At 70.8% G+C, this 24,004-nt stretch carries 26 protein-coding genes; 6 read left to right on the top strand and 20 right to left on the bottom strand.

What is annotated here, in order from left to right:
* The first annotated feature begins 21 nt into the window (after positions 1 to 21).
* Positions 22 to 957 carry a phosphodiesterase gene (locus tag ABH923_RS14925; protein ID WP_370056175.1) on the top strand — a complete coding sequence of 312 codons (936 nt, stop codon included), beginning with the start codon at positions 22 to 24 and terminating at the stop codon, positions 955 to 957.
* Between the two features lie 25 nt (positions 958 to 982).
* Here ABH923_RS14925 and ABH923_RS14920 read toward each other — a convergent pair whose 3' ends face one another.
* From ABH923_RS14920 to ABH923_RS14895, 6 genes are all read right to left on the bottom strand, one after another.
* A complete protein-coding gene (locus ABH923_RS14920) occupies positions 983 to 2,563 on the bottom strand; it encodes a stealth family protein (protein ID WP_370056174.1) in 1,581 nt (526 codons plus the stop codon).
* A 140-nt stretch (positions 2,564 to 2,703) separates the two neighbouring features.
* Positions 2,704 to 3,636: an aldo/keto reductase family oxidoreductase gene (locus tag ABH923_RS14915; protein ID WP_370056173.1), complete on the bottom strand. Its 933-nt coding sequence runs from the start codon at positions 3,634 to 3,636 to the stop codon at positions 2,704 to 2,706.
* A 127-nt stretch (positions 3,637 to 3,763) separates the two neighbouring features.
* The gene (gene lysA / locus ABH923_RS14910; protein ID WP_370056172.1) at positions 3,764 to 5,023 is read right to left on the bottom strand and encodes a diaminopimelate decarboxylase; all 1,260 of its coding nucleotides are present in this window, start codon (positions 5,021 to 5,023) and stop codon (positions 3,764 to 3,766) included.
* A gap of 37 nt (positions 5,024 to 5,060) precedes the next feature.
* Complete coding sequence (locus tag ABH923_RS14905) at positions 5,061 to 5,966, bottom strand: universal stress protein (protein WP_370056171.1); 906 nt, start codon at positions 5,964 to 5,966, stop codon at positions 5,061 to 5,063.
* Positions 5,963 to 7,459, bottom strand: coding sequence for an amino acid permease (locus tag ABH923_RS14900; protein ID WP_370056170.1), 1,497 nt, complete (start codon positions 7,457 to 7,459; stop codon positions 5,963 to 5,965). Before ABH923_RS14900 ends, ABH923_RS14905 begins: the two co-directional genes overlap by 4 nt.
* 50 nt (positions 7,460 to 7,509) lie before the next feature.
* Positions 7,510 to 9,069, bottom strand: a complete 1,560-nt coding sequence (locus ABH923_RS14895) for an aminotransferase class I/II-fold pyridoxal phosphate-dependent enzyme (protein ID WP_370056169.1) — start codon at positions 9,067 to 9,069, stop codon at positions 7,510 to 7,512.
* Positions 9,070 to 9,170: 101 nt separating this feature from the next.
* On the opposite strand from ABH923_RS14895, the gene ABH923_RS14890 reads away from it, so the two are divergent.
* Positions 9,171 to 10,106, top strand: coding sequence for a LysR family transcriptional regulator (locus ABH923_RS14890; protein ID WP_370056168.1), 936 nt, complete (start codon positions 9,171 to 9,173; stop codon positions 10,104 to 10,106).
* A 53-nt stretch (positions 10,107 to 10,159) separates the two neighbouring features.
* On the opposite strand, the gene ABH923_RS14885 is transcribed toward ABH923_RS14890, so the two are convergent.
* Genes ABH923_RS14885 through ABH923_RS14860 form a run of 6 tightly spaced genes read right to left on the bottom strand, consistent with a single transcriptional unit; the run spans position 10,160 to position 16,381 of the window.
* The gene (locus ABH923_RS14885; RefSeq protein ID WP_370057374.1) at positions 10,160 to 11,302 is read right to left on the bottom strand and encodes a Gfo/Idh/MocA family protein; all 1,143 of its coding nucleotides are present in this window, start codon (positions 11,300 to 11,302) and stop codon (positions 10,160 to 10,162) included.
* A 41-nt stretch (positions 11,303 to 11,343) separates the two neighbouring features.
* On the bottom strand, positions 11,344 to 12,453 hold the full coding sequence (locus tag ABH923_RS14880) for a Gfo/Idh/MocA family protein (protein WP_370056167.1): 1,110 nt from the start codon (positions 12,451 to 12,453) through the stop codon (positions 11,344 to 11,346).
* Complete coding sequence (locus ABH923_RS14875; RefSeq protein ID WP_370056166.1) at positions 12,450 to 13,259, bottom strand: ThuA domain-containing protein; 810 nt, start codon at positions 13,257 to 13,259, stop codon at positions 12,450 to 12,452. Before ABH923_RS14875 ends, ABH923_RS14880 begins: the two co-directional genes overlap by 4 nt.
* 23 nt (positions 13,260 to 13,282) lie before the next feature.
* A complete protein-coding gene (locus ABH923_RS14870) occupies positions 13,283 to 14,143 on the bottom strand; it encodes a carbohydrate ABC transporter permease (RefSeq protein WP_370056165.1) in 861 nt (286 codons plus the stop codon).
* Positions 14,140 to 15,105 (bottom strand): carbohydrate ABC transporter permease, encoded by a 966-nt coding sequence (locus ABH923_RS14865; RefSeq protein WP_370056164.1) that lies wholly within the window; start codon positions 15,103 to 15,105, stop codon positions 14,140 to 14,142. Before ABH923_RS14865 ends, ABH923_RS14870 begins: the two co-directional genes overlap by 4 nt.
* A 58-nt stretch (positions 15,106 to 15,163) precedes the next feature.
* A complete protein-coding gene (locus ABH923_RS14860; RefSeq protein WP_370056163.1) occupies positions 15,164 to 16,381 on the bottom strand; it encodes an extracellular solute-binding protein in 1,218 nt (405 codons plus the stop codon).
* A gap of 136 nt (positions 16,382 to 16,517) precedes the next feature.
* On the opposite strand from ABH923_RS14860, the gene ABH923_RS14855 reads away from it, so the two are divergent.
* Both ABH923_RS14855 and ABH923_RS14850 read left to right on the top strand, forming a co-directional pair.
* On the top strand, positions 16,518 to 17,543 hold the full coding sequence (locus ABH923_RS14855) for a LacI family DNA-binding transcriptional regulator (RefSeq protein WP_370056162.1): 1,026 nt from the start codon (positions 16,518 to 16,520) through the stop codon (positions 17,541 to 17,543).
* A 222-nt stretch (positions 17,544 to 17,765) separates the two neighbouring features.
* Positions 17,766 to 18,062 carry a hypothetical protein gene (locus tag ABH923_RS14850; protein WP_370056161.1) on the top strand — a complete coding sequence of 99 codons (297 nt, stop codon included), beginning with the start codon at positions 17,766 to 17,768 and terminating at the stop codon, positions 18,060 to 18,062.
* Between the two features lie 61 nt (positions 18,063 to 18,123).
* Here the strand turns inward: ABH923_RS14850 and ABH923_RS14845 are convergent, their stop codons facing one another.
* The 4 genes from ABH923_RS14845 to ABH923_RS14830 all read right to left on the bottom strand — a co-directional run bounded on the left by ABH923_RS14845 (position 18,124) and on the right by ABH923_RS14830 (position 20,397).
* The gene (locus tag ABH923_RS14845; RefSeq protein ID WP_370056160.1) at positions 18,124 to 18,453 is read right to left on the bottom strand and encodes a DUF4234 domain-containing protein; all 330 of its coding nucleotides are present in this window, start codon (positions 18,451 to 18,453) and stop codon (positions 18,124 to 18,126) included.
* A gap of 96 nt (positions 18,454 to 18,549) precedes the next feature.
* On the bottom strand, positions 18,550 to 19,530 hold the full coding sequence (locus ABH923_RS14840; protein ID WP_370056159.1) for an NAD-dependent epimerase/dehydratase family protein: 981 nt from the start codon (positions 19,528 to 19,530) through the stop codon (positions 18,550 to 18,552).
* Positions 19,527 to 19,967, bottom strand: coding sequence for a MerR family transcriptional regulator (locus tag ABH923_RS14835; protein ID WP_370056158.1), 441 nt, complete (start codon positions 19,965 to 19,967; stop codon positions 19,527 to 19,529). The genes ABH923_RS14840 and ABH923_RS14835 overlap by 4 nt, the downstream gene beginning before the upstream one ends.
* A gap of 61 nt (positions 19,968 to 20,028) precedes the next feature.
* On the bottom strand, positions 20,029 to 20,397 hold the full coding sequence (locus tag ABH923_RS14830; RefSeq protein WP_370056157.1) for a VOC family protein: 369 nt from the start codon (positions 20,395 to 20,397) through the stop codon (positions 20,029 to 20,031).
* Between the two features lie 61 nt (positions 20,398 to 20,458).
* Between ABH923_RS14830 and ABH923_RS14825 the strand changes: the two genes are divergently transcribed.
* Both ABH923_RS14825 and ABH923_RS14820 read left to right on the top strand, forming a co-directional pair.
* Positions 20,459 to 20,920 carry a MarR family winged helix-turn-helix transcriptional regulator gene (locus ABH923_RS14825; protein WP_370056156.1) on the top strand — a complete coding sequence of 154 codons (462 nt, stop codon included), beginning with the start codon at positions 20,459 to 20,461 and terminating at the stop codon, positions 20,918 to 20,920.
* Between the two features lie 127 nt (positions 20,921 to 21,047).
* Complete coding sequence (locus ABH923_RS14820) at positions 21,048 to 22,082, top strand: LCP family protein (protein WP_370056155.1); 1,035 nt, start codon at positions 21,048 to 21,050, stop codon at positions 22,080 to 22,082.
* Between the two features lie 7 nt (positions 22,083 to 22,089).
* Here the strand turns inward: ABH923_RS14820 and ABH923_RS14815 are convergent, their stop codons facing one another.
* From ABH923_RS14815 to ABH923_RS14800, 4 genes are read right to left on the bottom strand one after another with little or no spacing between them, the layout of a single operon-like run.
* A complete protein-coding gene (locus tag ABH923_RS14815) occupies positions 22,090 to 22,365 on the bottom strand; it encodes a hypothetical protein (protein WP_370056154.1) in 276 nt (91 codons plus the stop codon).
* Positions 22,362 to 22,718 carry a hypothetical protein gene (locus ABH923_RS14810; protein ID WP_370056153.1) on the bottom strand — a complete coding sequence of 119 codons (357 nt, stop codon included), beginning with the start codon at positions 22,716 to 22,718 and terminating at the stop codon, positions 22,362 to 22,364. Before ABH923_RS14810 ends, ABH923_RS14815 begins: the two co-directional genes overlap by 4 nt.
* The gene (locus tag ABH923_RS14805; protein WP_370056152.1) at positions 22,718 to 23,020 is read right to left on the bottom strand and encodes an ATP-dependent DNA ligase; all 303 of its coding nucleotides are present in this window, start codon (positions 23,018 to 23,020) and stop codon (positions 22,718 to 22,720) included. The genes ABH923_RS14810 and ABH923_RS14805 overlap by 1 nt, the downstream gene beginning before the upstream one ends.
* Entirely contained in the window at positions 23,008 to 23,961 is a 954-nt protein-coding gene (locus ABH923_RS14800) for a serine/threonine-protein kinase (RefSeq protein ID WP_370056151.1), read from the bottom strand. The genes ABH923_RS14805 and ABH923_RS14800 overlap by 13 nt, the downstream gene beginning before the upstream one ends.
* Between the last annotated feature and the right edge of the window lie 43 nt (positions 23,962 to 24,004).

The raw sequence follows: 24,004 nt of genomic DNA, 5'->3' as shown, positions 1-24,004 counted from the left end.
CGGGAGTGGTTCGATAGCGGCGTGAAGACGCGAATCGCGGAGTATCCGCGGCCGGACCACTTCCTGCTCCACATCAGCGACACGCACCTGCTCGCCGGTGGTGAGCGACTGTACGGGAGCGTCGACAGCGAGGAGCATCTCCGGGCTCTGCTGCAGGAGGTCGAGGGGTCGGGCGGCCGTCCGGAGGCGATCGTGTTCACCGGTGACCTGGCCGACCGCGGCCAGCCCGATGCCTACGCGCGGCTGCGCGCGTTGGTCGAGCCCGTCGCCGCGCGGATGGGCGCGCACGTCATCTGGGTGATGGGCAACCACGACGACCGCTCCGCCTTCCGTCGCACCCTGCGCGACGAGCCGGGCGGCACCGCGCCCGTCGATGAGGTGCACTGGATCGGCGGCCTGCGGATCATCGCGCTCGACTCCACCGTGCCGGGGCACCACTACGGCGACGTGAGCGAGTCGCAACTCGACTGGCTGGCCGCCGAGCTCGCGACCACCGCGCCGGAGGGCACCATCCTCGCGATGCACCACCCGCCCGTACCGAGCGTGCTCGACCTCGCCGTCTCCGTCGAGCTGCGCAACCAGTGGCAGCTCCGCGAGGTGCTGGAGGGCAGCGACGTGCGCTCCATCATCGCCGGGCACCTCCACTACTCGTCGACCGCAATGTTCGCCCGCATCCCGGTCTCCGTCGCCTCGGCGAGCTGTTACACGCAGGACCTCAACGTCCCGGTCGGCGGCACGCGCGGACGCGACGGCGCGCGCGCCTTCAACCTGGTGCACGTCTACCCGGACACCGTGCTGCACTCGGTCGTCCCGCTCGGCCAGTACCCGGCGCTCGACTACATCGACCCGGAGGAGTCGGCGCGCCGCCTGGCCGCCGACGGCATCCGGATCCCCGGGCCGGTGCGCCGGCCGGTGGGCGAGCAACCGCCGACCACGCCGATCCCGATCCTGCACTGACCGGGGCGGGGATCGTCGCCGTGCGCTACTCGGCCGGTCGCTCCCACGGCGCGCGGAACGGGAAGTACCGCTCCAGGAAGTCCGTCACGATCCGCAGGCGCTCGGCCGGCTCGATCTCCGGGTGTGAGCCGTCGTTGAGGCAGAACATGTCCTGGTCGCGCTTCTTCAGGAGCCGGCGCATCATGTCCGGCGCCTGACGCAGCGTGGTCTCGACGTAGAGCACCTTGGCCTGGGTCTGGGTGACCGCGCGACCGGTCATCAGTCCGTAGTAGTGGTAGAGCGAGTTGGTGACCGAGATGTCCGTCGCCGAACGGAACGGGCTGGCCGCGGTGCGGCGGAAGTCCTCCGCGAACTCCCGCTCCATCTCCTGCAGCACGCTGATCCGCAGCGGGGCGGCGCAGTGCTCCAGGTGGCGGGTGGTCACGCGGCCGAACCGCTCCCACAGCAGCCGCCGGTTGACGCGGGCCGCGTTCTCGAAGCCGCTGCGGGCCGGGTCGGTCTCGCCGAGGCCGATGCGGGTGCCGGCCTCCACGAACTTGGTCACCCCGCCGGGCGAGAAGAAGATGTCGGGCGAGAGCGGGCGGCCGATGAACATGTCGTCGTTGGAGTACAGGAAGTGCTCGGCCAGCCCGGGGATGTGGTGCAGCTGGCTCTCGACGGCGTGCGAGTTGTGGGTCGGCAGCCCGGAAGTGTCGGGGAAGAAGTCCTCGCTCCGCATGATGTGGATGCTCGGGTGCTCGGGGTCGAGCCACGCCGGCACCAGCGAGTCGGTCGCGATGTAGATGTTCCGGATCCAGGGCGCGAACATGTGGACGCTGCGCAGCGCGTACTTGAGCTCGTCGATCTGCCGGTACCGCGCCTCGTTGTCGTCGCCCTCGCCGACGACGTACGCCGCCATCCGCGCGGCGCGCTGACGCTGGAACTCGGCGTCGGAGCCGTCCACCCACGAGAACACGATGTCGATGTCGAACGCGACGTCGCTCGCCAGCGGGTCGAACATCTGCTGGAGGGTGCGCCAGCGGCGGCCGTACACCTCGACCTCCGCTTCCACGGCCTCGCTGCGCGGCAGTCGCGGGCGCATGATCGCGTTCGGGCGCGGAGCCGTGATCTCGTCGTCGCCGAACCGCCAGAACTCCAGCTGGAACGCGGTGTCGGCGCCGTAGCGCAGCCGCCCGATCGGCTCCACCCGGGGACGGTACAGGCGCAGGACGTCCGCCTTGCGGCGGGAGAGTCTGCCGTCCGCGACGAGCAGGTCGTCGTCCTCGTGGTCGACGCTGTGGACGTAGAACGGCTCGTCGGCGAAGGCGGCCGCGAGCGCGACGGCCGTCTCTTTGCGGCGTCGGCGGTCGATCGCGATGATCGGCCGGTTGTCGTCGCCGCGGACCAGCAGGTACTCCAGCCCGGCCGCGTCCAGCGCGTCGGCGACCGCGAGGAGGTCCTCGATCATCGACTCGCGCGGCGTGAAGGGGCCGGAGACCAGCGTGAACATCCCCTTCCGCTGCACGATGCCGTCGCGGGCGAACCGTGGGGCGCCCGAACCGGAGTCATGCGTGACGACGACGGGTTCGGGCTCGACGGACAGGGAGGCGGGAGGGAAGTCAGGCATACGCCCCTCACTCTAGGCTCCCCTGGTCGGGTCGGAAGACCAGGCCGCCGGTCCGGGCCTGACGGATCGGGGCTCCCTGGCGGGGCGATGACCCGGGCGTCATCGAGCTCCGCCCCGCGCGCTCGGCTAGGGGCGCTCCGTTAGGGAACCAGATACCCCGCCGCCCGGTACAGCTCGTACCACTCCGGCCGGGTCAGCGGGAGCTCGGAGCCGAGCGCGGCGGCGGCCACGCGCGACGGCGTCGTCGTGCCGAGCACGACCTGCATCCGCGCCGGGTGGCGGGTGATCCACGCGACCGCGATCGCCTCGGCCGGGACGCCGTACTCCCCGGCCAGCCGGTCCACGACCGCGTTGAGCTCGGGGTAGCGGTCGGAGCCCAGGAACGGGCCGTCGAAGAAGCCCGCCTGGAACGGCGACCAGGCCTGCACCGTGATGTCGTTGAGCCGGCAGTAGTCGAGGATGCCGTAGTCCCGGCTGATCGACTGGTCGAGGGCCTGCATGTTGGAGGCAACGCCCTGGGCGATGATCGGCGCGTGCGTGATCGAGAGCTGAAGCTGGTTGGCGACGAGCGGCTGGTTCACATACCGGCGCAGCAGGTCGATCTGGCCGGGCGTGTGGTTCGAGACGCCGAACGCCCGGACCTTGCCTGAGGACGACAGCTCGTCGAAGGCGCGCGCGACCTCCTCCGGCTCGACCAGGGCGTCGGGACGGTGCAGCAGCAGGATGTCGAGGTAGTCGGTGCCCAGCGCCTCCAGGCTGCCGTTCACCGACTCCAGGATGTGCTCGGCCGAGAAGTCGAAGTAGGGGCCGTCCGGCACGATGCCGGCCTTGGACTGGATGACGAACTCCTCGCGCTCGGAGGGGCTCAGCTTCATCGCCTCAGCGAACCGGCGCTCGCAGCCGTGCAGCGGGGTGCCGTACACGTCGGCGTGGTCGAGGAAGGTGATGCCGGCGTCCCGGGCGGTCCGCACGAGCGTGCGCACCTCCTCGTCGGACTTGTCCTGGATGCGCATCAGGCCGAGCACCACATTGGGCGCGATGATCTCGGTGCCGGGCAACGTGAATGTTCGCACGGGTCGTCCCTTCTGGACAGCGGTGGGGGCACGCCCAGACGGACGTGACTCCACGCTACGAAGGCGGCATTCGGAAGTCCAACAACTGTTGTCTCTGCCAGTGATGAGCCGGATCGATCAAACGTCCTCACACGTCGCGGTCGAAGAGGTCCTCCCACGTCTCCCGGCGGATGACGGCCCGCGCCTCGCCGTCGCGCACGAAGACCACCGGCGGGCGGCGGTACCCGTTGTAGTTGTTCGCCATCGTGTGCGTGTACGCGCCGGTCGCGGGCACGGCGAGGAGGTCGCCGACCCGGGCGGTGGGCAGCCGCAGCGGGTCGATCAGCACGTCCCCGGACTCGCAGTGCCGGCCGACCACCACGACCTCCTCGGCGTCCTCCTCGTGCAGCCGGCCGGCGAGGACGGCCTCGTAGCGCTGCTGGAACAGGGCGACCTCCAGGTTGTCGCCCATGCCGCCGTCGACGGCGACGAACGTGCGGGCGTCCCGCTTCACGGTCGTCACCGTGTAGAGGGTGAAGGCCGACGCGTTCACCATGCTGCGCCCGGGCTCGATGATCAACTCGGCGTCGGCCGGGAGGTGCTCGTCGGCGGCAACGAGCAGCGCGTCGACGTACTCGTCGACGGACGCGGGCCGGTCCTCGATCGTGTAGCGGGCGCCGAGGCCGCCGCCGAGGTCGTAGACCGGGAAGTCGCCGAGGGCCGCGAGCGGCGCGACGGCGGCGGCGAGCTCCGCCGGGTCCATGATCTGCGAGCCGACGTGGGCGTGCACGCCCCGCATTTCGAGCAGCGGGCTCGCCTCGATCCGGGCGATGAGGAGGCGCGCCGCGCCGACGGTGAGTCCGAACTTGGAGCCCAGCTGCCCGGTCTGCACGTGCGGGTGCGTGGACGAGACGACCTCCGGGATGACCCGGACGAGGACGCGCTGGACGCTCCCTGGCGGGACGAGCTGCTCCAGCCGGTCGACGTCGTCCTCGTTGTCCACGACGACGAGCCCGACCCCGGCCTCCACCGCGATCCGCAGTTCCTCCGTCGTCTTGGCGTTGCCGTGCATGACCAGCAGTGCAGGGTCCACCCCCGCGCGCAGCGCGCTGAGGATCTCGCCGCCGCCCGCGACGTCCAGGCCGATCCCCTCCTCCACCATGACCCGCTGCACGGCGGTCGCGGGGAACGCCTTCGACGCGAAGACCACCCGCGCGTTCGGCCGGCGCGAGGTGAGGGCGGTGTGGTACTCGCGCGCCCTGGCCCGCAGGGCGGCCTCGTCGACGACGATCGCGGGGGTGCCGAACTCGCGTGCGAGGTCGTCCACCCGGCAGCCCGCGATCACGAGGACCCCATCGGGGTCGACGGTCGCGCCGGCCGGGAAGAGGTCGACGAGGGGATGGGGCATGGCGGTGTCCTTGGGTCGGAGTCGAATCAGGGGGAGGTCAGTCGCGTTCGCGTCCGGTGACGCCGTGCGGGACGACGATCACCGGAACGGGCGAGTGGCGCACGATCTTGGCCGCGTGCGAGCCGAGGAACACGCGGGCGATCGGGCCGAGCGTGCTCGATCCGACGACCAGCACTTCGTCAGGCTCCCAGCCGACGTCGGCCAAGGCCGACTCCCACGTCTCGCCCCTCCCGACCGGGACGTCGGAGACCGGCGGGGCGTCCGGCAGGTCCGACACCTGGCGCACCAGCGCGGCGGCGTGCCGCTCGATGTCCGCGGCCCAGGTGTCGGCGACGGCCTGCTCGGCGTCGAGCCCGGCGCCCGACGTGCCTGAGTCGCGCGGCACGACGGCGAAGGAGGCGACACGCAGGTCCGCGCCGACCGACGCGGCCACGCCGGCCGCGCCGAACACGAGACCGGTCGACGCGCCGGTGCCGCGGTAGGCGGCGGTCACCCGGCCGACGCGTGCGCCTTCCGCCGTGCGGTAGCCGCGGGGCGCGATGGCGACAGGGACCGGGGACGCGTGCAGCAGGGTGTCGCTCGCGGAGCCGAGGCCGATCCGCCCCGCCTGCGCGTCGGTCGCCGAGCCTACGACGATCATCGACGCCTCCCGCTGCTCGGCGAGCTCCACGAGCCCGCGACGGGCCGAGGGCGCCTCGTGGAGGAGGTACTCCGCCGTGACCGAGCCGCCGAGCACGGCTGCGGCGTGGTCCAGGGCGCTGTCCGCGTTGTCCCGCGTGTACCCGCGCCACTCCGTGTCCGCGCCGCCCGCCGTCGTCGGCCAGGCGGGCGGGACGATCGCAGCCACGATCAGGTCGGAACCGGACGAGCGGGCCAGCATGGCGGCCAGGTGCAGCGCGGAGGCCGACCGGTGCGCGGGGTCCACGCCGACGACGATGCTCATCGCCTGCCCGCCTTCCTGCGCTCGGCGGCCTCCCGGATCTCGGTCTTGCTCGGCTGGGCGAAGTTGCTCGTGTACGGGGCCTCCGCGCCGGCGACCGGGGTCCCGGTCTGCAGCGTGGAGTGCTTCCGGCCGTAGAACCAGTAGAAGACGAGGAAGGCGGCCGTCCAGATCAGGAACACGATGATGGTGATGAGGCGGAGCTGCGTGATGATCGCGATGCAGCCCGCGATCGACAGGATGGGGATGGTCCAGCCCAGCGGGAGGCGGAAGCCGCGCTCCAGCTCCGGCTCCCGAACGCGCAGGATGATGACGCCGAGCGACACGACGAGGAAGGCGACCAGGGTGCCGATGCTCGTCATCTCGGCGAGGAAGTCGATCGGGACGACGGCCGCGAGGACGCTCGTGGCGATCATGACGATGACGGTGTTCTTCACCGGGGTCATCGTCCGCGGGTTGACCTTCGCGAACACCTTGGGGATCATCCCGTCGCGCGACATGGCGAACAGGATGCGCGTCTGCCCGTAGAGGACAACGAGCGTCACCGAGAAGATGGAGATGATCGCGCCGATCGCGACGATGGTCCCCGGCCAGGTGGAGCCGATGATGTTCTGCAGGATCGCGGCGAGGCCGGCGTCCTGGTTCGCGAACTTCTCGGGAGCCTGCGCGCCGAGCGCGGCGAGGCTGGTGGCGACGTACAGCACGATGATGATGATCAGCGCGAAGATGATCGCGAGCGGCAGGTTCCGCTTCGGGTTCTTGGCCTCCTCGCCGGCCGTCGACACGGCGTCGAGCCCGACGAACGAGAAGAAGATGATCCCGGCGCCGCCGACGATGCCCGCGAACCCGGCCGGCGCGAAGTTGTGGAAGTGGTCGCTGTTCCACCCGGTGAACGCGACAGCGCAGAAGAACAGCACGACGGCGATCTTGATGACGACCATGATGCTGTTGACCATCGTGGACTCGCGCGCCCCGCGCAGCAGCAGGAGCGAGCACAGCACGATGACGATGACCGCGGGGATGTTGACGATGCCGCCCTGCTCCGGCGCCTGGGAGAGCTGCACCGGGAGCTGCCAGCCGAGGAGGTTCTGCAGGAGCTGGTTGACGTACTGGGACCAGCCGACGGCGACGGCCGCGGTGGAGACGCCGTACTCCAGCAGCAGACAGGCTCCCACCGCCATCGCCGTGCCCTCACCGAGCGTCGCGTACGCGTACGAGTAGGTCGAGCCGGAGGCCGGGACGGCGCCCGCCATCTCGGCGTAGCAGAGCGCGGTCAGCCCGGCGACGACGCCGCCGATGACGAACGACCAGATCACCGCGGGACCGGCGACGGGGACCGCCTGGGACAGGATGAAGAAGATTCCGGTGCCGAGCGTCCCGCCGACGCCGATCATGGTCAGCGAGAAGAGTCCGATGCTGCGTCGCAGGTGCGCCTCTCCGGCGCCGGGAGGCGTCGTGGGCTTTCTGCGCAGCAGCTGCTGAGCGATTGTGGGCATATCTACCAGTCTCCTTTGATTGGTGGGGGTTTCCGAAATCGGTCGCGCGCTCAGTGCCGGGTCACCCGGAAGCGCTCGACCCTCGGGTCGACGGCGCCGCGCACGTACCCGGACGGGGAGGCCGCGACGGCCTGCAGGAACGCGACGGTCTGCTCCGTGATCTCCTCGCCGGGGATGAGGTTCGGGATCCCGGGCGGGTACGCGGCGAGGGTGTCGGCGGACGTGCGGCCGACCGCCTCGGCCGCCGGCACGAGCTCGGTCGCGGCGAAGAACGCGTCGCGGGGCAGGATGCGCAGCGGGCCGACCTCGGGCAGAGCCGGGAACTCGTCCGCGCCCCCGGCCGCCCGCTCGGCGCGGGCCTCCGCCGAATCGGCCGCCGCGACGAGCGCCAGGTGCGCCCGGGCGAGGTCCGGCGTCTTGCCCGCGCCGATGAGTGCGACGAGGGTGGTCGCCGTCGACATCTCGAAGAAGATCCCGTCGGCGTCGATGAGCCGCTGACGCAGCCAGTGCCCGCTGACCCCGGTGTTCGAGACGTCGATCGCGACGCGCAGCGGGTCGACGGCGACGATGTCGTCGAACGCGCCGAACCCGTCGCTGAGCACGCCGAAGCGCGGGTCGTCGCGAAGCGCGTCGCGGAAGGCGTCGGCGACCGCGATCGACCGGCCGATCAGCTCAGCGCCGGTGGCGAGCGCGTGCCGGGCGATGTCGAGGGAGGCCTGCAGCAGCGCCGACGTGGAGGTCGAGGCGGTGATCGACACGGCCCGCTCCACGAGCGGTTCGAGGGCGTCGGCGAACGGTCCGTGGCCGAGGTGCAGCATGGCGGACTGGGTGAGCGAGCCGCCCAGCTTGTGGGTACTGGAGACCACCAGGTCCGCACCGAGCCGGGCGGGCGACTCCGGGAGGTCCGGGTGGAACCCGAAGTGCGGCCCCCAGGCGCCGTCGACGATGAGCGGGGCGCCGTGCGCGTGTGCCACCCGGGCGAGCCCGGCGACGTCGGCGACCGAGCCGAAGTAGCTGGGCGACACGATGTAGACGGCGTCGGCCGGGCGTCCGGCGCCCGCCGCGGCGGTCAGCGCCTCCTCGAGGGACGCGGGCGAGACGCCGTGTGCGACGCCATGCACCGTGTCGAGGGAGGGCAGCACGAACGAGGGCGCCAGTCCCGCCGAGAGCACGCCGTCGCTGAAGCTGGAGTGCGCGCTGCGCTGCGACAGGATGTTCTGGCCGAGCCCCCGCACGGCCAGCGCGGCGATCCGGTTGGCCTGCGAGGCGCCGCCGGTCAGGAACCAGGTGCGGCGGGCGCCCCACGCGTGCGCCGCGAGGTCCAGAGACCGCCTCAGCGGCGAGTCCTCGCCCAGGTCGATGTCGTCCACCAGCATCGGGACGTCGAGCTGCAGCGGACGCGGCCCCAGGAAGTCGGCGAGCCGTGCGCTCAGGCCGAGCTCGTCGCCGCCGTGCCCCGGGACCATCAGCGGAAGGGGCGACCGGGCGGCGTGGCGCTCCAGCGCGTCCGCGTACGGGGTCTCCCAATGGCGGAGGTCGGCGGTGGGCCGGAGTTCTGCGGCGGGCAGCTGCGGACGCGAGTCGGTCGCAGACGAACGGGTGGGGGCCATTCCTCCATCGTGCGGGCGGCGTCCCGCGGTCGGAATCCCCCGAAGTTCGCCCTACCCACATAGACTGTATGTGACTCATTCACCTCACGACGGGGCTTCCGATGGCGGATCTGCGACAGTTCGAGGCGCTCAGGGCGGTCCACGCCGAAGGCTCCGTCACGGCCGCCGCCCGTCGTCTGGGCTGGGGCCAGCCGACCGTCGACTACCACCTCAAGAACCTGGAGCGCCTGGTCGGCGCGCCCGTGCTGGTGCGCTCGCCGCGCGGCAGCAGGCTGACGCCGGTCGGCATGCTGCTCCTCGAACGCGCGCAGGAGATCCTGACGCTCAGCGAGCGGGCCATTGCGGACGCGCGCGAGTTCAGCGAGCTGGGACGGGTGCGACTGCGGTTCGGGACCTTCGCGACGGCGGCGGCGAGCATCCTCCCGTTCGTCGCGAACAGCGTCGGTGACCTCGGGATCGAGATCGAGGCCACGTTCGAGGAGGTGCCAGCGCTCGTCGACCGGATCAACCGCGGCGCGCTCGACGCCGCGCTCGTCTACACGGTGCCGGGGTACGAGCTGCCGTTCCGCCCGAACGTCGTGACGATGGAGGTCTACCGCGACCCCCTGATGCTGGCGCTGCCCGTCGGCCACCCGCTGGCGTCGCGCACGTCGGTCGACCGCGCCGCCGTGCTCTCGCTCCGCGACGAGCGCTGGGTCTTCGCCACCTCCGCGGAGGACGCGATGGACCGCGTCGTCGCCGACGCCTTCGCGGCCGAGGGTCACGTCCTGGACGTCGCGATCCGGACCGACGACTTCCAGGTCCTGCTCGGCATGACCGCCGCGCGGATGGTGGTCGGGATCATCCCCGGCCTGGCGACGGCCGCCGCGCACCCCGGCATCGTCCTGCTCCCGATCCAGGACCCGTCGTTCGTGCGCTCGATCCTCGTGGCCACCTCCGCCGAGGACGCCAGCCGCCGCCCCTCCCCCGCCGTCCGCCACCTCGTCGCCGCCGTCCGCGACGGCTTCGCTGCCCTCCGCTCCGGCCCCCTGCCGTAGCCACCGGAGGAGATCCACCCCGACACGCCGGGCCACCTCCTCCGGAGGCTGCCTCACGCCGGCGTTTCGCCCGCGATCTCCTCCGTTGAAACCCACGCACTCCCCGCCCCTGCGCTCCCCTCGACCGCCGCCAGCACCCGCTGAACGTGCAGCGCGTCCGCGAACGACGGCTCCGGCGCCCGTCGCTCCGCGATGTCGGTCACGAAGTCGACGACCTGGTGGGAGAAAGCGTGCTCGTAGCCGAGCGCGTGACCCGTCGGCCACCAGTTTCCGGCGAAGGGATGCTCGGGCTCGGTCGCGAGGATGCGGCGGAAGCCGAGGCGGTCGGACGGCTCCGTCGCGTCGTAATACTCGAGCTCGTTCATGCGCTCCAGGTCGAACGCCAGCGCGCCGCGGGTGCCGGAGATCTCCAGCCGGAGCGCGTTCTTGCGGCCGGTCGCGTAGCGGGTCGCTGTGAAGGAGCCCATCGCGCCCGAGCCGAACCGCGTCGTGAACCAGGCCGCATCGTCCACCGTCACCTCGCCGAGCCTGTCGGAGGCCACGCCGCCGAGTCCGCGCTGCTCGGCCAGGATGGGCCGCTGCCGGACGTACGTCTCGAGCGTGCCGCTGACCGAGGCGATGCGGTCGCCCACCACGAATTCCGCGGCGTCGATGATGTGCGCGCCGATGTCGCCCAGCGAGCCGGAGCCCGCCTTCGCGCGATCGAGTCGCCACGTCATCGGGCCGGCCGGGTCGCTCAGCCAGTCCTGGAGGTACTGCGCCCGCACCTCGCGCACGTCGCCGATCGCGCCCTCCCGCACCAGCCTGCGCGCCTCCAGGATCGCCGGCACCCGGCGGTAGGTGAACCCGCACATCGCGAGCACTCCCCGCTCCTGCGCGGTGACCGCCGCCGAGGCCATGCGCTCGGCCTCGGCGAGGCTGTTCGCGAGCGGCTTCTCGCACAGCACGTGCTTCCCGGCCTCCAGCGCGGCGATCGCGATCTCGGCGTGGGTGTCGCCGGGCGTCACGATGTCGACCACGTCGATGTCGTCGCGCGCGACCGCCTCGCGCCAGTCGGCCGCGCTCTCCGCCCAGCCGAGCCGGCCGGCCGACTCCGCGGCGCCGGTGCGCCCGACCAGGAGTGCCATCTCCGGCCGCAACGGGAGGTCGAAGAAGCGCGGAGCGACGCGCCACGCCTGCGAGTGCGCAGCCCCCATGAAGCCGTGGCCGATCAGCGCGACCCGGAGCGGCTCGGCCGTCACTGCACGACCTCCACCCCGCGCAGGTGCGCGACGCTCCCCCACTGCTCGAGCTGCTCCCGCACGTCGGCGCGGCGCTCCGTCCGCACCGCCTCCGCGTAGCGCCGCTCCAGGAGCTGCGGGAGGTCGACGCGCTCTCCGGTCTCGGCGCTCAGCACGGCGGCCTCCACCATCGCAAGGCTGGGGATGTTCCGGTGGATCTCGCTCTGCGGCGTCTCGCCGCTGCGCAGGCAGCGCACGAACTCCGCGAGCGATCCGGCGATCTCCTCCGGACCGGCGGGCACGTCGGGCAGTTCGTCGATCCCGTCCGCCTCCGGGGCGCCGTCCCCGTCCCACACGGCGGTGCCGTGCTCGGCGCTGACCCGCCACGAGCCGTTCCAGGAGGTCTCGCGTCCCGGCGCGCACCAGCTCCCGGTGAAGGTGTAGCGTGCGCCGTCGTCGAACTCGAACGTCGCGGTGGCGGAGGCGTCGCCGTCGTACCAGCTCCACGCCGGGTTCCAGGACGAGCAGGACACCGTCACCGGGTCCGCGCGCAGCAGGTAGCGGGCCATGTCGAACTGGTGGATGGCCATGTCCACCAGGAGCGGCTGCTCCATCCGGTCGCGGAAGCCGCCGAAGTGCGGGGCCTTGTAGAACTCGGTCGTGATGGCCCCGACGCGGCCCAGCCGGTCGGCGACGGCGCGCAGCCGGGTCAGCTCGGTGAAGAACCGGCGCGACTGGCTGACCATGAGCAGACCGCCCGCGACCTCGGCGAGCGCCGCCTGCTGGAGGGCGTCGACCAGCGTGGGCGCGATCGGCTTCTCGCAGAGCACCGGGAGGCCGGCGAAGAGCGCCTCCTCGTTGACGGGCCGGTGCGCAGCGGGCACGGTGACATTCACCACCGCGACCGCGCCGCTGCGGGCGGCGACCTCGGACACCGACGAGCCGATGACGACGTCGAGCGACTCCTCCCGCGCTACCCGGGCGGCCAGCTCCAGGTCGAGGTCGACGATCCCGACCACGCGGGCGTCCGGCGACGACGCGAAGGTGCGGATCCAGTTGCGGCCCATGTTGCCCGCGCCGACGAGGACGACGGGCAGCGCCCCCTGCTGGTCGGCGGCGCCGCTCACAGGACGACCTCGTCGCGGTTGTGCATCGCGCCGGCGTAGCCGTGCCCGGTGAAGAAGTCGCCGCGCTCGTAGCGCAGCAGCACCGGCTCCTGTCGCGCCGGCCGGTCGGAGGCCGCCCACTCCACTCCGTTCGCGATGACATGCCGGACATCGGGGTGGTGGTACACCGGATAGTCCTGGTCGCCGGGACTGAAGTAGAAGATCCTGCCGTTGCCGCGCTTGAACGTCATCCCGCTGCGGAAGCACTCGCCGCCGCTGAACGTGCTGATGAAGACCAGCTCGTCCGGTGCGGGCACGTCGAACTGCTCGCCGTACATCTCCTGCGCCGGGATCTCGATCGGGTGCGGGATGCCCTGCGCGATCGGGTGCGTGGGGTCGACCGTCCAGACCAGCTCCCGGTCGTTGTCACTGCGCCACCGCAGCGTGCACGAGGTCCCCATGAGTTTGGTGAAGATCTTCGACCAGTGCCCGGAGTGCAGCACGATCAGCCCCATCCCGGAGAGCACGTGCCGGTGGACGCGTTCGACGATCTCGTCGGACACCTCGGCGTGCGCGGCATGGCCCCACCAGGTCAGAACGTCGGTCCGCTCCAGCAGCTCCTCCGTCAGCCCGTGCTCGGGATCGTCGAGCGTCACGGTCGTCACGCTCACGCGCTCGCCCGCGAACTCCTCGATGCCCTCCTTGATGGTGGTGTGCATGCCGGACGGGTAGATCTCCGCGACCTCCGGCTCGAGCTGCTCGTGGCGGTTCTCCCCCCACACGACCACGCGGATCGGGTCTTCTGCGGTTCCGATTCGATGAGACACTTCTGGTCACTCTCCTTGTTTCTTCACTTGATCGCGCCGCCGAGGGCTCCGGCGGCGATGTACCGTTGCGCGAGGATCAGCAGCACGCCGGCGGGGATGGAGGCCAGCACCGCGGTCGCCATCACCGGCCCCCACTGCTGCACGTTCGAGCTGATGTAGTCGTAGATTCCGAGCGTGATCGGCTTGACCTGCGGCGTGCTCGTCAGGGTCAGGGCGAAGAGGAAGTCGCCCCACGCACCGAGGAAGGTGAACAGCGCCGCCGTGACGATCGCGTTCTTGCTGATCGGGACCACGATCGAGATGAAGGCGCGGAAGTTGTTCGCGCCGTCGACCAGCGCCGCCTCCACCAGGGAGGGCGGCAGCGATCCCATGAACGCCCGGATCAGCAGGATGGCGAACGGGATCTGCGCCGCGGTGTCGGCCAGGATCAGCCCGGCGTACGAGTTCAGCAGCCCGAGGTCGTTGAACAGCGCGTAGAGCGCGTTCGCGATCACGATGACCGGGATCATCTGCGTGATCAGGAGCGCGAACACGAACACCGTCATGCCGCGCATCCGGAACCGGGCGAGCCCGTACGCCGCGGGGGTCGCGATGACGATGGTCAGCACCACGGTGCTCAGGGCGATGATCGTGCTCGTGACCAGGTTGCCGCCCTGCTGCTTGAGGGCGGTCGCGTAGCCGTCGAGCGTCGGCTGGAGCGGGAACCACGCGGTGGTGGCCGCCCCGGCGTTGGCCTGCAGGCTGCTGTTGACCATCCAGTAGACGGGGAAGATCATCACCGCGAGGAAGACGACGCCGAGGACGGTCATCGGCCAGCGCCGCTTGACGTGCGGGCGCGCCAGGCGCTGCCCTTTCGGGAGCACGATGGCTCTGGTCTCGGTCATTCGTCGACCTCCTTGCGTGACATGTACAGATAGACGACCGCGAAGACGAGGGAGATGACGATCAGGATGTTGCTGATCGCTGCGCCCTCCCCGAACGCGAACTGCACGAACGATTTCTGGTACGCCCAGGTCGCGAGCGTCTGTGTGGAGTTGGCCGGGCCTCCTCCGGTGAGGCCGAGGATCACGTCCACGACCTTGAGCGTGTAGACGACGCCGAGCACGATCACGACGCTGACCACCGGACGGATGCTCGGCCAGGTGATGTGCCGGAACGCCCGCCAGCCGACCGCGCCGTCGAGCGCCGCCGCCTCGTACAGCTCCTCCGGCACGCCCTGCAGGCCGCTGTAGAGGATGGTCGTGTTGAACGGGATGCCGAGCCAGACGTTCACGCCGATCACAGCGATCAGCGCCAGCGACGGGCTGACCAGCCACGGGATCGGGTGGACGCCGAAGACGCCCAGGAACTGGTTGAGCGCACCGCTGTCCTGGTCGAGGATCCACTTCCAGACCGCGCTCGACGCGATCAGCGGGAGCAGCCACGGCAGCAGCAGGAGCGAGCGCAGGAAGCCGCCGAGCGGGAAGTTGCGCTTGAAGAACAACGCCAGCCCGAGGCCGATGGCGAACTGGAGGACGATCGAGCCGATCGTGAACAGCGCCGTGTTCAGCATCGTCGAGGTGAACAGCGAGCTGGTGACCGTCGTGACGTAGTTCTGGAGGCCGACCCACGGAGCCACCCCCGTGTAGAAGGTGCTGGTCGTGTAGTCCTGGAACGACATCGCCACGTTCTTGACGATGGGGTAGCCGAAGAAGACCAGGACGAACAGGACCGCCGGCAGGACGAACAGCCACTTGCTGATCGACCGGGCGAGCCGGTACCGGCGGCGGCGCGGGCTGCCGGCGAGGGGACGGTCGTCCCTGGCGGGTGGTGCGATCGCGGGTGTCTCCGCGTTGAGTGTCGTCATCGACCTCGTCCCTTCTCGCGGAGGCGGGAGCACGCGGCTCCCGCCTCCGGCGAGCTCGTTACTGGTTCTCCGACTGGGCCTGCTTGAGGGCGTCCGCCGGGGACGCCTTGCCTGTCAGCGCGAGCTGCACGGCGGTGTAGATCTTGGTCGCCGCCTTGGGCCAGCCCTCGCCGAGCTCGGCGGTGCGCGACCGGGCGTCCGCGACGACCCCGACGAAGGAGGCGACGTCCGGGTTGGCCGCGCCGAACTTCTTGGCCTCCGCCAGGTCGGTCGGAACGGTCTGCGCGGTCTTGGCCTCGAAGGACTGCATGGCGGGGCTCATCAGGCACTGGACGAACTTCGCTCCGGCGGCCTGGGCGTCCTTCTTGCCGGTCTGCGGCACCGTGTACTGCTCGCCGCCCAGGGGCGCGACCGAAGTCTGCGACGCCTCGCGGACCGGGATGGGGACGCTGGCCCAGTGCAGCCCGCTCGCCTTGTCGAGCGCCGGGATCTGCCACGGCCCGTTGATCATCATGGCGGCCTTGCCCGCGATGAACTGGTTGTTGACGTCCGCCTGCGCCCACGAGATGGAGCTCTTCGAAAGCGATCCGTCGTTCTGCAGGTCGAGGACGAACTGCAGGGCCTGGGCGGCCTGCGGTGTCGCGATGTTCTTCTCGTTGCCGCCGTTGGACCAGAAGAAGGGCAGGAACTGCCAGGTGCCCTCGTATGTGTTGATGTTGCTCATGGCGAAGCCGTAGCGGCCCTTGCTCGCGTCCGTGAGCTTTTGGGCGGCGCTGCGCAGCTCGTCCCAGGTCTTGGGCGGCTGGACGCCGGCCGCCGTCAGGATGTCGGTGTTGTAGAACAGGGCGATGGAGTTGGCGAGCGGCTGTGCGCCGTAGACCTGGCCCTTGTAGGTGCCCGCCTTGACGGCGGCCGGGGTGAGCCCGTCGCCGGTGATCCCGAAGTCCTTGAGCGGCGCCAGCGCGCCGGTGGCCGCGATCTGCTGCACGTCCGGGTTGTCGAGCATGAGGACGTCCGGGAGGGTCTTGGACGAGACCTGCTGCAGGACCTTCTGGATGAGCGAGGCGCCGGCGACGTGGACCGCGTTGACCTTGATGCCGGTGCTCGCCTCGCACTTGGCGTACTGGGCGTCGTGCGATCCGTCGGTGTAGTAGTCCTCGAGCGTGATGCTCTTGGCGGTGGAGGCCGCTCCCCCGCCGCTGCTGCACGCGACGAGTCCGAGCGGGATGATGGCCGCGGCCGCGAGGGCCACGACGGCGCGATGTGCTGTCTTCATGGGTGGATGCTCCTTTGCATTGCACTGTGGCTGACGACGGTGTGTGCTGGATTGTAAGCATAAAATCAGGTGGAAGTCACGAACTTTTTTTATGCTTACAACCAGGTGACCGACTCTGTGCGAAAATGAAGGACTCATGACCGCTCCCAAGAATGCGGGCACGCGCAAGCCCAGCATGGCCGACGTCGCCCGGCACGCCGGCGTCTCCGTCATGACCGTCTCCAACGCCATCAACCGGCCGGACATCGTCAGCGAGACGACCAGGGAGCGCGTGCGCGCCTCGATGGACGCGCTCGACTACCGCAACAACCTCGTGGCCCGCAGCCTCCGGCTGGCCCTCCCCCGCCAGATCGGCTACCTGATCGGCCCGCACCGCTTCGCGGCCGACGCCTACATGGACCAGTTCCTCCACGACCTGGCGGCGACCTCCGAGCGCCACGGCCGCAACCTGACCCTCATCTCCGCGCGGTCGCAGGAGATCGAGACCTGCGAGGACCTCTACTACGGCCAGATGGCGGCGGGCTTCATCGTGCCCAACATCTCCATCGGCGACCCCCGGCTCCCCGCGCTCGCGGAACGGGGCATCCCGTTCGTCGCGTACGGCGGCGACCCGCAGGACGAGACAGCCACCTGGGACTGGGTCGACACCGACGCCGAGAAGGGCATCATCCTCGCCGTCGATCACGTGACGTCGCTCGGCCACACCGAACTGGCCTACCTCGGCTACCCGGACGACCTGATCACGACCCGCTACCGGCGGCTCGGCTACGTCGGCGCATGCACCGAGCGCGGGCTGGAGTCGTCGCTCAGGCCGGGCCGGCTGGTGGAGACCGGACCGGAGTTCACCGACACGCTGGTCGCGGCGCGCACCCTGCTGGCCTCCGACGACCCGCCGACCGCGATCGTGAGCGCGACGGACCAGCACGCGCTGGCCGTGGTCCTCGCCGCCCGCGAGCTCGGCATCCCGGTCGGCACGGGCGTGGCGGTCACCGGCTTCGACGACTCGCCGGTGGCCGGGGAGTCCGGCTTCGGCATCACCTCGATCCGCCAGCCCAAGGACCGCATCGCGGAGATCCTGGTCGACATCCTCGTCGCCGAACGGACGGGCGTGCGGCAGGAACTGCTGGAGCCGGAGCTGATCGTGCGGTCGAGCACGGTCTGACGCCCTGCGGTCGCTACCGGAGGAGCTCCGCCCCGACACTCCGGGAAACCTCCTCCGGAGACCGCTTCACGCCGGCGTGCCGCCTCAGATCTCCTCCGCTGCCGACGGCACCTGCGAACCCCTTCAACCTCCGCCCCCGCCATTGCGACCCGAACGGTTGCGGGCAACCTTGTAGGCGGCGCGGCCGGATGGCCTCGCCGCGAAACGCATGGAAGGCGCACGATGACGAAATTCCTGGTCACCTACCACGGCTCCGGCCACCCCGACCCCGCCGAGATGGAGCAGGCGCGCAACGCGTTCATGGCCTGGCTCGCCGAGCAGGGCTCGGCAGTCGTGGACCCGGGCGCACCGCTGAACCTGGTCGGCCAGGTCGCGTCCGGTGAGCCGGCGCCCGCCGCCGACATCGCCGGGTACTCGATCATCGAGGCCGCCGACGCGGACGCCGCGGCGGCGATCCTCGCGTCGCACCCGTTCGTCGCACGTGGCGGGACGCTGCAGATCAGCCAGGCGCTGGCCTGAGGATGACGCAGAACGCCCCGCCCGAACGCGAGTTCGGGCGGGGCGTTCGTTCGTTCGCCGGTCAGGCGACGGCCGGCGCCGCTCCGGCGTCGACGACGACGGCGTCGCGCTTGTTGAGCCAGCTCTGCACGATCGCGGCCCCGATCGGCCCGAGCAGGAGGAGCAGGGCGAACGCACCGCCGGCGCCGCGGCCCGAGACGTTCGCGGTCCCCACCGCGAAGCGCCACAGCCACCAGAAGTTGACGATCGGCACGATGTACAGCCAGGTCGTGGGCACGGACTCGCCGACGCGGTTGAGGTCGCCGCGCGTGCGGGCGAGCCAGACGATCGAGTAGATGCCGAAGGTGATGAGGGGGAGCCAGAACACGGCTGCAGGGCTGCGACGCTTCACGGGGACCTTTCGTAGGGTTGGCCCGATGCTATTGCTTGTGATCGCGCAACTAATAGTCCCCCTTTCGCGTGGCCCAGCGGGATCCGGGCCCTCCCCTCACCCGTTCGCCAGCATCCCCAGCTCCCGCAGGCTCTCCGCGGTCGCGACGATCGTCTCCACCGCCGGCCGCGGCCGCAGCCCGAGCTCGGCCTTCGCGCGGTCGTTGTGGATGACGAGCGGAGCGGGCTCGTCGCCCGGCAGCTCTGCGGTGGGCACGAGGCGCGCGCGGTCGCCGAGCTCGGCGCGCAGGACGTTCGCCACGTCGAGGAACGTCATCGTCGGGCCGTCCGCGAGCACCAGGTAGCGCTTGCCTGCGGCGGAGGCCGTCGCCATAGCGGCGATGTGGGCCGCCGCCACGTCGCGCACGTCGGCGATGCCGAAGCGCTGCCGCGGGACCGCCGGCATCGCGCCGTCGAGCATCCCCACGAAGAGCTGGAGGGAGGATCGCGCCGCGGCGGTCAGCGTCGGGCCGGCGATCCAGGTCGGGTTGACCACGACCAGCTCCATCTCACCGCCGTCCCGATCGATGAAGTCCCACGCCGCGCGCTCTGCCACCGCCTTCGACAGCGGGTAGGCCGGGAGGCCGGGCGTCTCGGGGTCGGTCCAGTCGGACTCGTCGTAGTCGCGGACCGGCTTCGGCGAGTAACCGACCGCCGCGAACGACGAGGTGAGGACTACCCGCCTGGCCCCCGCGGAGCGGGCGGCGCGCAGCACGCGGAGGGAGCCGTCCCGCGCCGGGACGACCACCTCGGCAGGGTCCGCCGTCTGGATCATCGGCGACGCGACGTGGTAGACGTCCTCGATCCCGGCGAGGGCGGCCTCCCAGCCGTCGTCGTCGGTGAGCGAAGCGGCCGCGAAGGTCAGTCCCGCGTCGTCGCCGCCCGCGCGCCGCACCGCCGCGCGCACCTCGTCGGCGCGGTCGGGAGACCGGACCGTCGCGCGCACCGCGGCCCCGGAGGCGAGGAGGTCGGCGATGAGCCGCGTGGCGAGGTAGCCGTTGCCTCCGGTGACCAGAGTGGTGGGGGTGGTGTCGTTCATCGGAAGGTCTCCTCGAGTCGGGGAAGGATGGTCTCCAGTTCGAGCTGCGCCTCGGCCTCGCCCGCGACGTCGGCCCGCGCGCGGGCGTCCCACAGCGCGGCCTTGGTCCGCAGGTAGTCGAGGTGGGTGCGCAGCGTCGCGATCTGCTCCTGGACGCGCACGGCGTGCCGCAGCAGGATGTCGCGCTGCTCGCCCGCGGCGTCGTGTCCGCGCAGCCGGTTCGCCTGATAGCTGCGCATGTCCTCGATCCCGACGCCCATCGCCCGCAGGCAGGCGAGCACCTGCGCCGTGTCGAGGTCGCCCTCGCTGTAGCGCCGGTGGCCGCTGCTGCCGTCGCGGGCGATCGGGCCGAGGAGGCCGACCTCCTCGTAGTACCGCAGGGTGGGCTCGCTGAGACCGCTCTGCCGGGACACGTCCTGGATGCTCAAACTGGTCATGTCCCCATCAGAACAGACCTCAAGCGCTTGAAGTCAAGCGCTTGTTCTCTGTCGCGGGTTCTCAGGCCCGATCGTGGAGGGTGACGTGGTAGCCGTCGGGGTCGGCGAAGGTGAAAGTCCGGCCGAACGGCCCGTCGATCGGCGCCGACACGATGGTGCGCCCGTCGGCGGCCAACGCGTCGTGGATCGCCTGGACGTCCGTCGCCCGCAGCCAGAGCGCGACGCCGAGACCGGGCTGCGCGACGGAGTCGAGGTCGGTGCCCGGAACGACGTCGCGGAGCGCGAACGCGATCGGCTCCGTCGCGAAGACGACGGCGTGCGGAGGCCCGGCGGGCGAGCGGACCAGGCCGAGATACTGCTCGTAGAACGCCTGGGAGGCGTCGAGGTCGCGCACCTGGAGGGAGATGAAATCGGGGCCGATGGCGGACATGGTGGAACTCCTCTCGTGTGTCAGTTTTCTGACACCAACGAGTCTATGTCAGACTACTGACATGAGCGGCCCTGACGACGGAATCCACCTCGAGACCTCCCTCGGCTATTTGCTGAAGGAGGCCTCCAGCGCCCTCCGCGCGGCGATGGAGGACGTCCTCCGCCCGCTCGGGATGACGGTGACCCACTATTCCTGCCTTGAGCTCCTGGCCCAGCGCCCCGGCCTGTCCAATTCCGAGCTCGCCCGCGGCGCGTTCGTGACCCGGCAGACGATGAACGTGCTCCTCCAGTCACTGGAGCGCGACGGCTACGTCACCCGCCCAGCGGAAGCGCCGGTCGGCAAGGTCCTGCCCGCACGGCTCACGGCGCGCGGGCGCCGCAGCCTGGCGACGGCGAGCGCGGCGGTCCGTTCGGTGGAGGTCAGGATGCTCGCCGGGATGACGCCGGCCGAGCAGTCCACCGCCTTCGCGAGCCTGCAGAGCATGGTGCGGGCGCTGCGCGGCGGGGGCTCCGCAACGATCTGAAAACAGTCTCAGATCATGTCCTCGTAAATGAGGACAGACTGCTTATACTGTCCTCACTACAGAGATGAGTAACTCTCATTTAATCTCTGGTGCCGGACCCGACCCCCGGCACGAGGGGGCGAGCCGGATGGCCATCCACACCGTACGCATCCACCCGCGCGGCCACACCGGGCGGTGGCTCCGCATCCTGATCGCGCTCGCGATGGTCGTCCTGGTGACGATCGGGGCAGCGTTCACCGCGGCGGCGCTCTACGCCGGCAGCGTCGCGAGCACCTTCGACTCCCATGTGACGCGCCTCCCCCACGCGCTCCCGACCGCCGTGCCGACGCCCACCGCCTCCACGCCGCCCGCGACGCCCGGCGCGATGAACATCCTGCTGCTCGGCTCCGACTCCCGCGGGGCACCCACCGCGGTCGGCCCCACCGCGATCTCCGATCAGCGCTCCGACACGATGATGCTCGTCCACATCGACGCCGACCGGCGCGACATCTACGTCATGTCGATCATGCGGGACCTGTGGGTGCCCATCCCCGGCAACGGCACCGCCAAGATCAACGCGGCCCTGGCCTGGGGCGGCACGCCGCTGACCGTGGAGACCGTGGAGCAGCTCCTCGGCGTGCGGATCGACCACGTCGTGATCCTCGACTTCGCCGGGCTGAAGGACATCACGAACGCCATCGGCGGCGTGGACGTCGACAGCCCGCTCGCCTTCACCACCGTGAAAGCGCCGCACTACCACTTCGTCCAGGGGATCAACCACCTCAACGGCGACCAGGCGCTCGCGTTCGCGCGGGAGCGGTACGCGTTCCCCACGGCCGACTACCAGCGGGTCGCAGACCAGCAGGCGCTCCTGCGCGGCTTCGCCACGACCCTCATCCAGCGCTCGGTGCTCACCAACCCCGGCGCCATGCTGGCGTTCGCCACGGCGTCAGGGTCGGCCGTCAGCGTGGACGCGCAGTTCGACCTCCCGAGCATGCTGTCGCTCGCGGCGAGCCTGCGCCTCTCCGGCGCCGGGAGCATCCACACCTTCACGCTCCCGACCGCCGGCACTGGGACCTCCGCGGACGGGCAGTCGATCGTGCTGGAGGACCCGGCCGCGATCGCCCGGGTGCGCACTGCGCTCGCCACGGACACCCTCGGGCAGGTCGCGGGCGGGAACTAGGTCGAGCTCACAGCCCGTCGAACGTGTCGTCGTCGATGCTCGACTCCGAGACCTCGGCGCCGTCGGCCTCCGCGATCGGGTCGCCTCCGACGTCGATCTGGCTCCAGACCACCGGCATGCCCGGCGAGAACAGGATGTCGATGCCGGGGCCGGAGCGGAGCGGCGGGATGTTCACGTAGTCGCCGCCTGCCTGGATCGCCTTCTTGATCTTCTCGCGCAGCTCCGTCACCGATCCCGGCAGGAAGTAGTCCTTGCCATCCACGGTCAGCCTGTTGACGATCACTGTTCATCCATTCGGTCGGTCTTGCCCTGGGCCTGAGCCGGCGACTCTGCGCCCGCTTCCGGTTCGTCGACGATGCGGAGTCCCGAGACGCTGTTGGCCGTGCGGACCAGCGCCTCGACCCACGCCCGGTTGATCGGCTCGCGCGCGTGCGTGGGATAGGTGAAGCGGAGGCCGACGGTCGGGGAGATCCAGACCGAGTTGGAGCCGCTCCCGGCCGCGGCCGCGACGTCCCAGGAGAAGACGAAGCTCTCGCTGCGCCGCAGTTTCGTGACGATCGCGAGCTGCAGGTGCGCGAGCAGGCGGTCGTCGAACTCGACGGACGACGCGGCGTCGCCGTAGAAGAGGGTCCCCATCAGTGCGCCGGAGGCTCTGGGACCACGCGCAGACCGCCGACGCTGTTGGCGGCGTCCATCAGCGCTTCCGTCCACGCCCGGTTGAGCGCCGGGCGGCGGCTGCCCACGTACTGGAAGTGGACGGGGACGGACGGGTTGATCCAGATCGCGGTGCGGCCGCGCGAGTACGCCTCGTCGTGCTCCCACTCGAAGAGGAACTGCTCGTTGCGGCGCAGCTTCGACGTGATGACGAGCTGGAGGTGGGCCAGCAGCCGGTCGTCGATGTCGATCTTCGCGCCGGTGCCGTAAATCAGAGTGCCCAACCGGTGCTCTCCTTCCGAGGGCTGCCGCCGGTGCGGGTCACGCCGGCCTGTTGATCATATGCCGCCTGGTCCGTCGATCCGGTGCTCGCGGCAGGGTCGTGTTCCCTGTCGGCGCGGAGGGCCCCGCGCGCGGCGGTCGCGACGTCCGCGGCAGACGGCCGCAGCGACGCGTCGGCGTGCGTCATCGACCGGATGAGCGCGCGCCAGCGCTCGGGGACCGTGTCGGGCGTCTCCGGGTCGCGCTCCAGCCGGGAGAGCGCGGATCCCACGGGCGTCCCCGGGAACGCGACGGTCCCCGTGAAGCACTCCAGCAGGACGAGGCCGAGCGAATAGATGTCGGACGCAGGGGTCAGGCTCTCGCTGCGCACCTGCTCGGGGCTCAGATAGGCGGCCGTCCCGAACGTCCCCTCCGCGAAGTCCTGGGGATGGGTCGCGTGGATGGCGATGCCGAAGTCCGTCAGCCGCGCCCGCGGCCGCGAGAGCCGGGTCCCGTAGTCGACGATCATGATGTTCGACGGTGTCACGTCGCGATGGATGACGCCGCGCGCGTGGACGTATTCGAGCGTCTCGGCGACCTCGAACGCGATCTCACCGATCTGGCGCGTCGTCAGCGTGCCCGCGTTCAGCACCGCGCGGAGCGTGTCGCCTTCGACCAGCTCGATGACCAGGAACGGGCGCGGATCCTTCGGCGACGAGTCGTCGACTCCCGCGTCGAGGATCGACACGACACCGTGATGGCGGAGGCCGGCGAGCACGCCCACCTCGGCCCGGAACCGCGCGACATCGCCCTGGCTCCCCGACGTGAACAGCTTGACGGCGACGTCGCGGCCGAGGTTCTCATCCCGGGCGCGGAAGACCATCGAGGTCCCGCCGCGCGCGAGCAACCGCTGCGGCCGGTACCTTTCGAGCAGGAGGGGGACCGGGGTGTCGGGTGCACTCACGTGCATAATTCTCCGGCATTCCAGAATTCCCCGCCCCCCGGTA

Source organism: Leifsonia sp. EB41 (assembly GCF_041262565.1).
In the GTDB taxonomy this organism is placed as follows: domain Bacteria; phylum Actinomycetota; class Actinomycetes; order Actinomycetales; family Microbacteriaceae; genus Leifsonia.
This window is presented reverse-complemented; position numbering and strand designations above follow the sequence as displayed.

Excerpts from the sequence above, each read along its gene's own strand:
- ABH923_RS14920 (WP_370056174.1), bottom strand. The coding sequence starts at position 2,563 with ATGCCTGACTTCCCTCCCGCCTCCCTGTCCGTCGAGCCCGAACCCGTC.
- lysA (WP_370056172.1), bottom strand. The coding sequence starts at position 5,023 with ATGCCCCATCCCCTCGTCGACCTCTTCCCGGCCGGCGCGACCGTCGAC.
- ABH923_RS14905 (WP_370056171.1), bottom strand. The coding sequence starts at position 5,966 with ATGAGCATCGTCGTCGGCGTGGACCCCGCGCACCGGTCGGCCTCCGCG.
- ABH923_RS14900 (WP_370056170.1), bottom strand. The coding sequence starts at position 7,459 with ATGCCCACAATCGCTCAGCAGCTGCTGCGCAGAAAGCCCACGACGCCT.
- ABH923_RS14895 (WP_370056169.1), bottom strand. The coding sequence starts at position 9,069 with ATGGCCCCCACCCGTTCGTCTGCGACCGACTCGCGTCCGCAGCTGCCC.
- ABH923_RS14890 (WP_370056168.1), top strand. The coding sequence starts at position 9,171 with ATGGCGGATCTGCGACAGTTCGAGGCGCTCAGGGCGGTCCACGCCGAA.
- ABH923_RS14885 (WP_370057374.1), bottom strand. The coding sequence starts at position 11,302 with ATGGGGGCTGCGCACTCGCAGGCGTGGCGCGTCGCTCCGCGCTTCTTC.
- ABH923_RS14870 (WP_370056165.1), bottom strand. The coding sequence starts at position 14,143 with ATGACCGAGACCAGAGCCATCGTGCTCCCGAAAGGGCAGCGCCTGGCG.
- ABH923_RS14865 (WP_370056164.1), bottom strand. The coding sequence starts at position 15,105 with ATGACGACACTCAACGCGGAGACACCCGCGATCGCACCACCCGCCAGG.
- ABH923_RS14860 (WP_370056163.1), bottom strand. The coding sequence starts at position 16,381 with ATGAAGACAGCACATCGCGCCGTCGTGGCCCTCGCGGCCGCGGCCATC.
- ABH923_RS14855 (WP_370056162.1), top strand. The coding sequence starts at position 16,518 with ATGACCGCTCCCAAGAATGCGGGCACGCGCAAGCCCAGCATGGCCGAC.
- ABH923_RS14850 (WP_370056161.1), top strand. The coding sequence starts at position 17,766 with ATGACGAAATTCCTGGTCACCTACCACGGCTCCGGCCACCCCGACCCC.
- ABH923_RS14840 (WP_370056159.1), bottom strand. The coding sequence starts at position 19,530 with ATGAACGACACCACCCCCACCACTCTGGTCACCGGAGGCAACGGCTAC.
- ABH923_RS14835 (WP_370056158.1), bottom strand. The coding sequence starts at position 19,967 with ATGACCAGTTTGAGCATCCAGGACGTGTCCCGGCAGAGCGGTCTCAGC.
- ABH923_RS14830 (WP_370056157.1), bottom strand. The coding sequence starts at position 20,397 with ATGTCCGCCATCGGCCCCGATTTCATCTCCCTCCAGGTGCGCGACCTC.
- ABH923_RS14825 (WP_370056156.1), top strand. The coding sequence starts at position 20,459 with ATGAGCGGCCCTGACGACGGAATCCACCTCGAGACCTCCCTCGGCTAT.
- ABH923_RS14820 (WP_370056155.1), top strand. The coding sequence starts at position 21,048 with ATGGCCATCCACACCGTACGCATCCACCCGCGCGGCCACACCGGGCGG.
- ABH923_RS14810 (WP_370056153.1), bottom strand. The coding sequence starts at position 22,718 with ATGGGGACCCTCTTCTACGGCGACGCCGCGTCGTCCGTCGAGTTCGAC.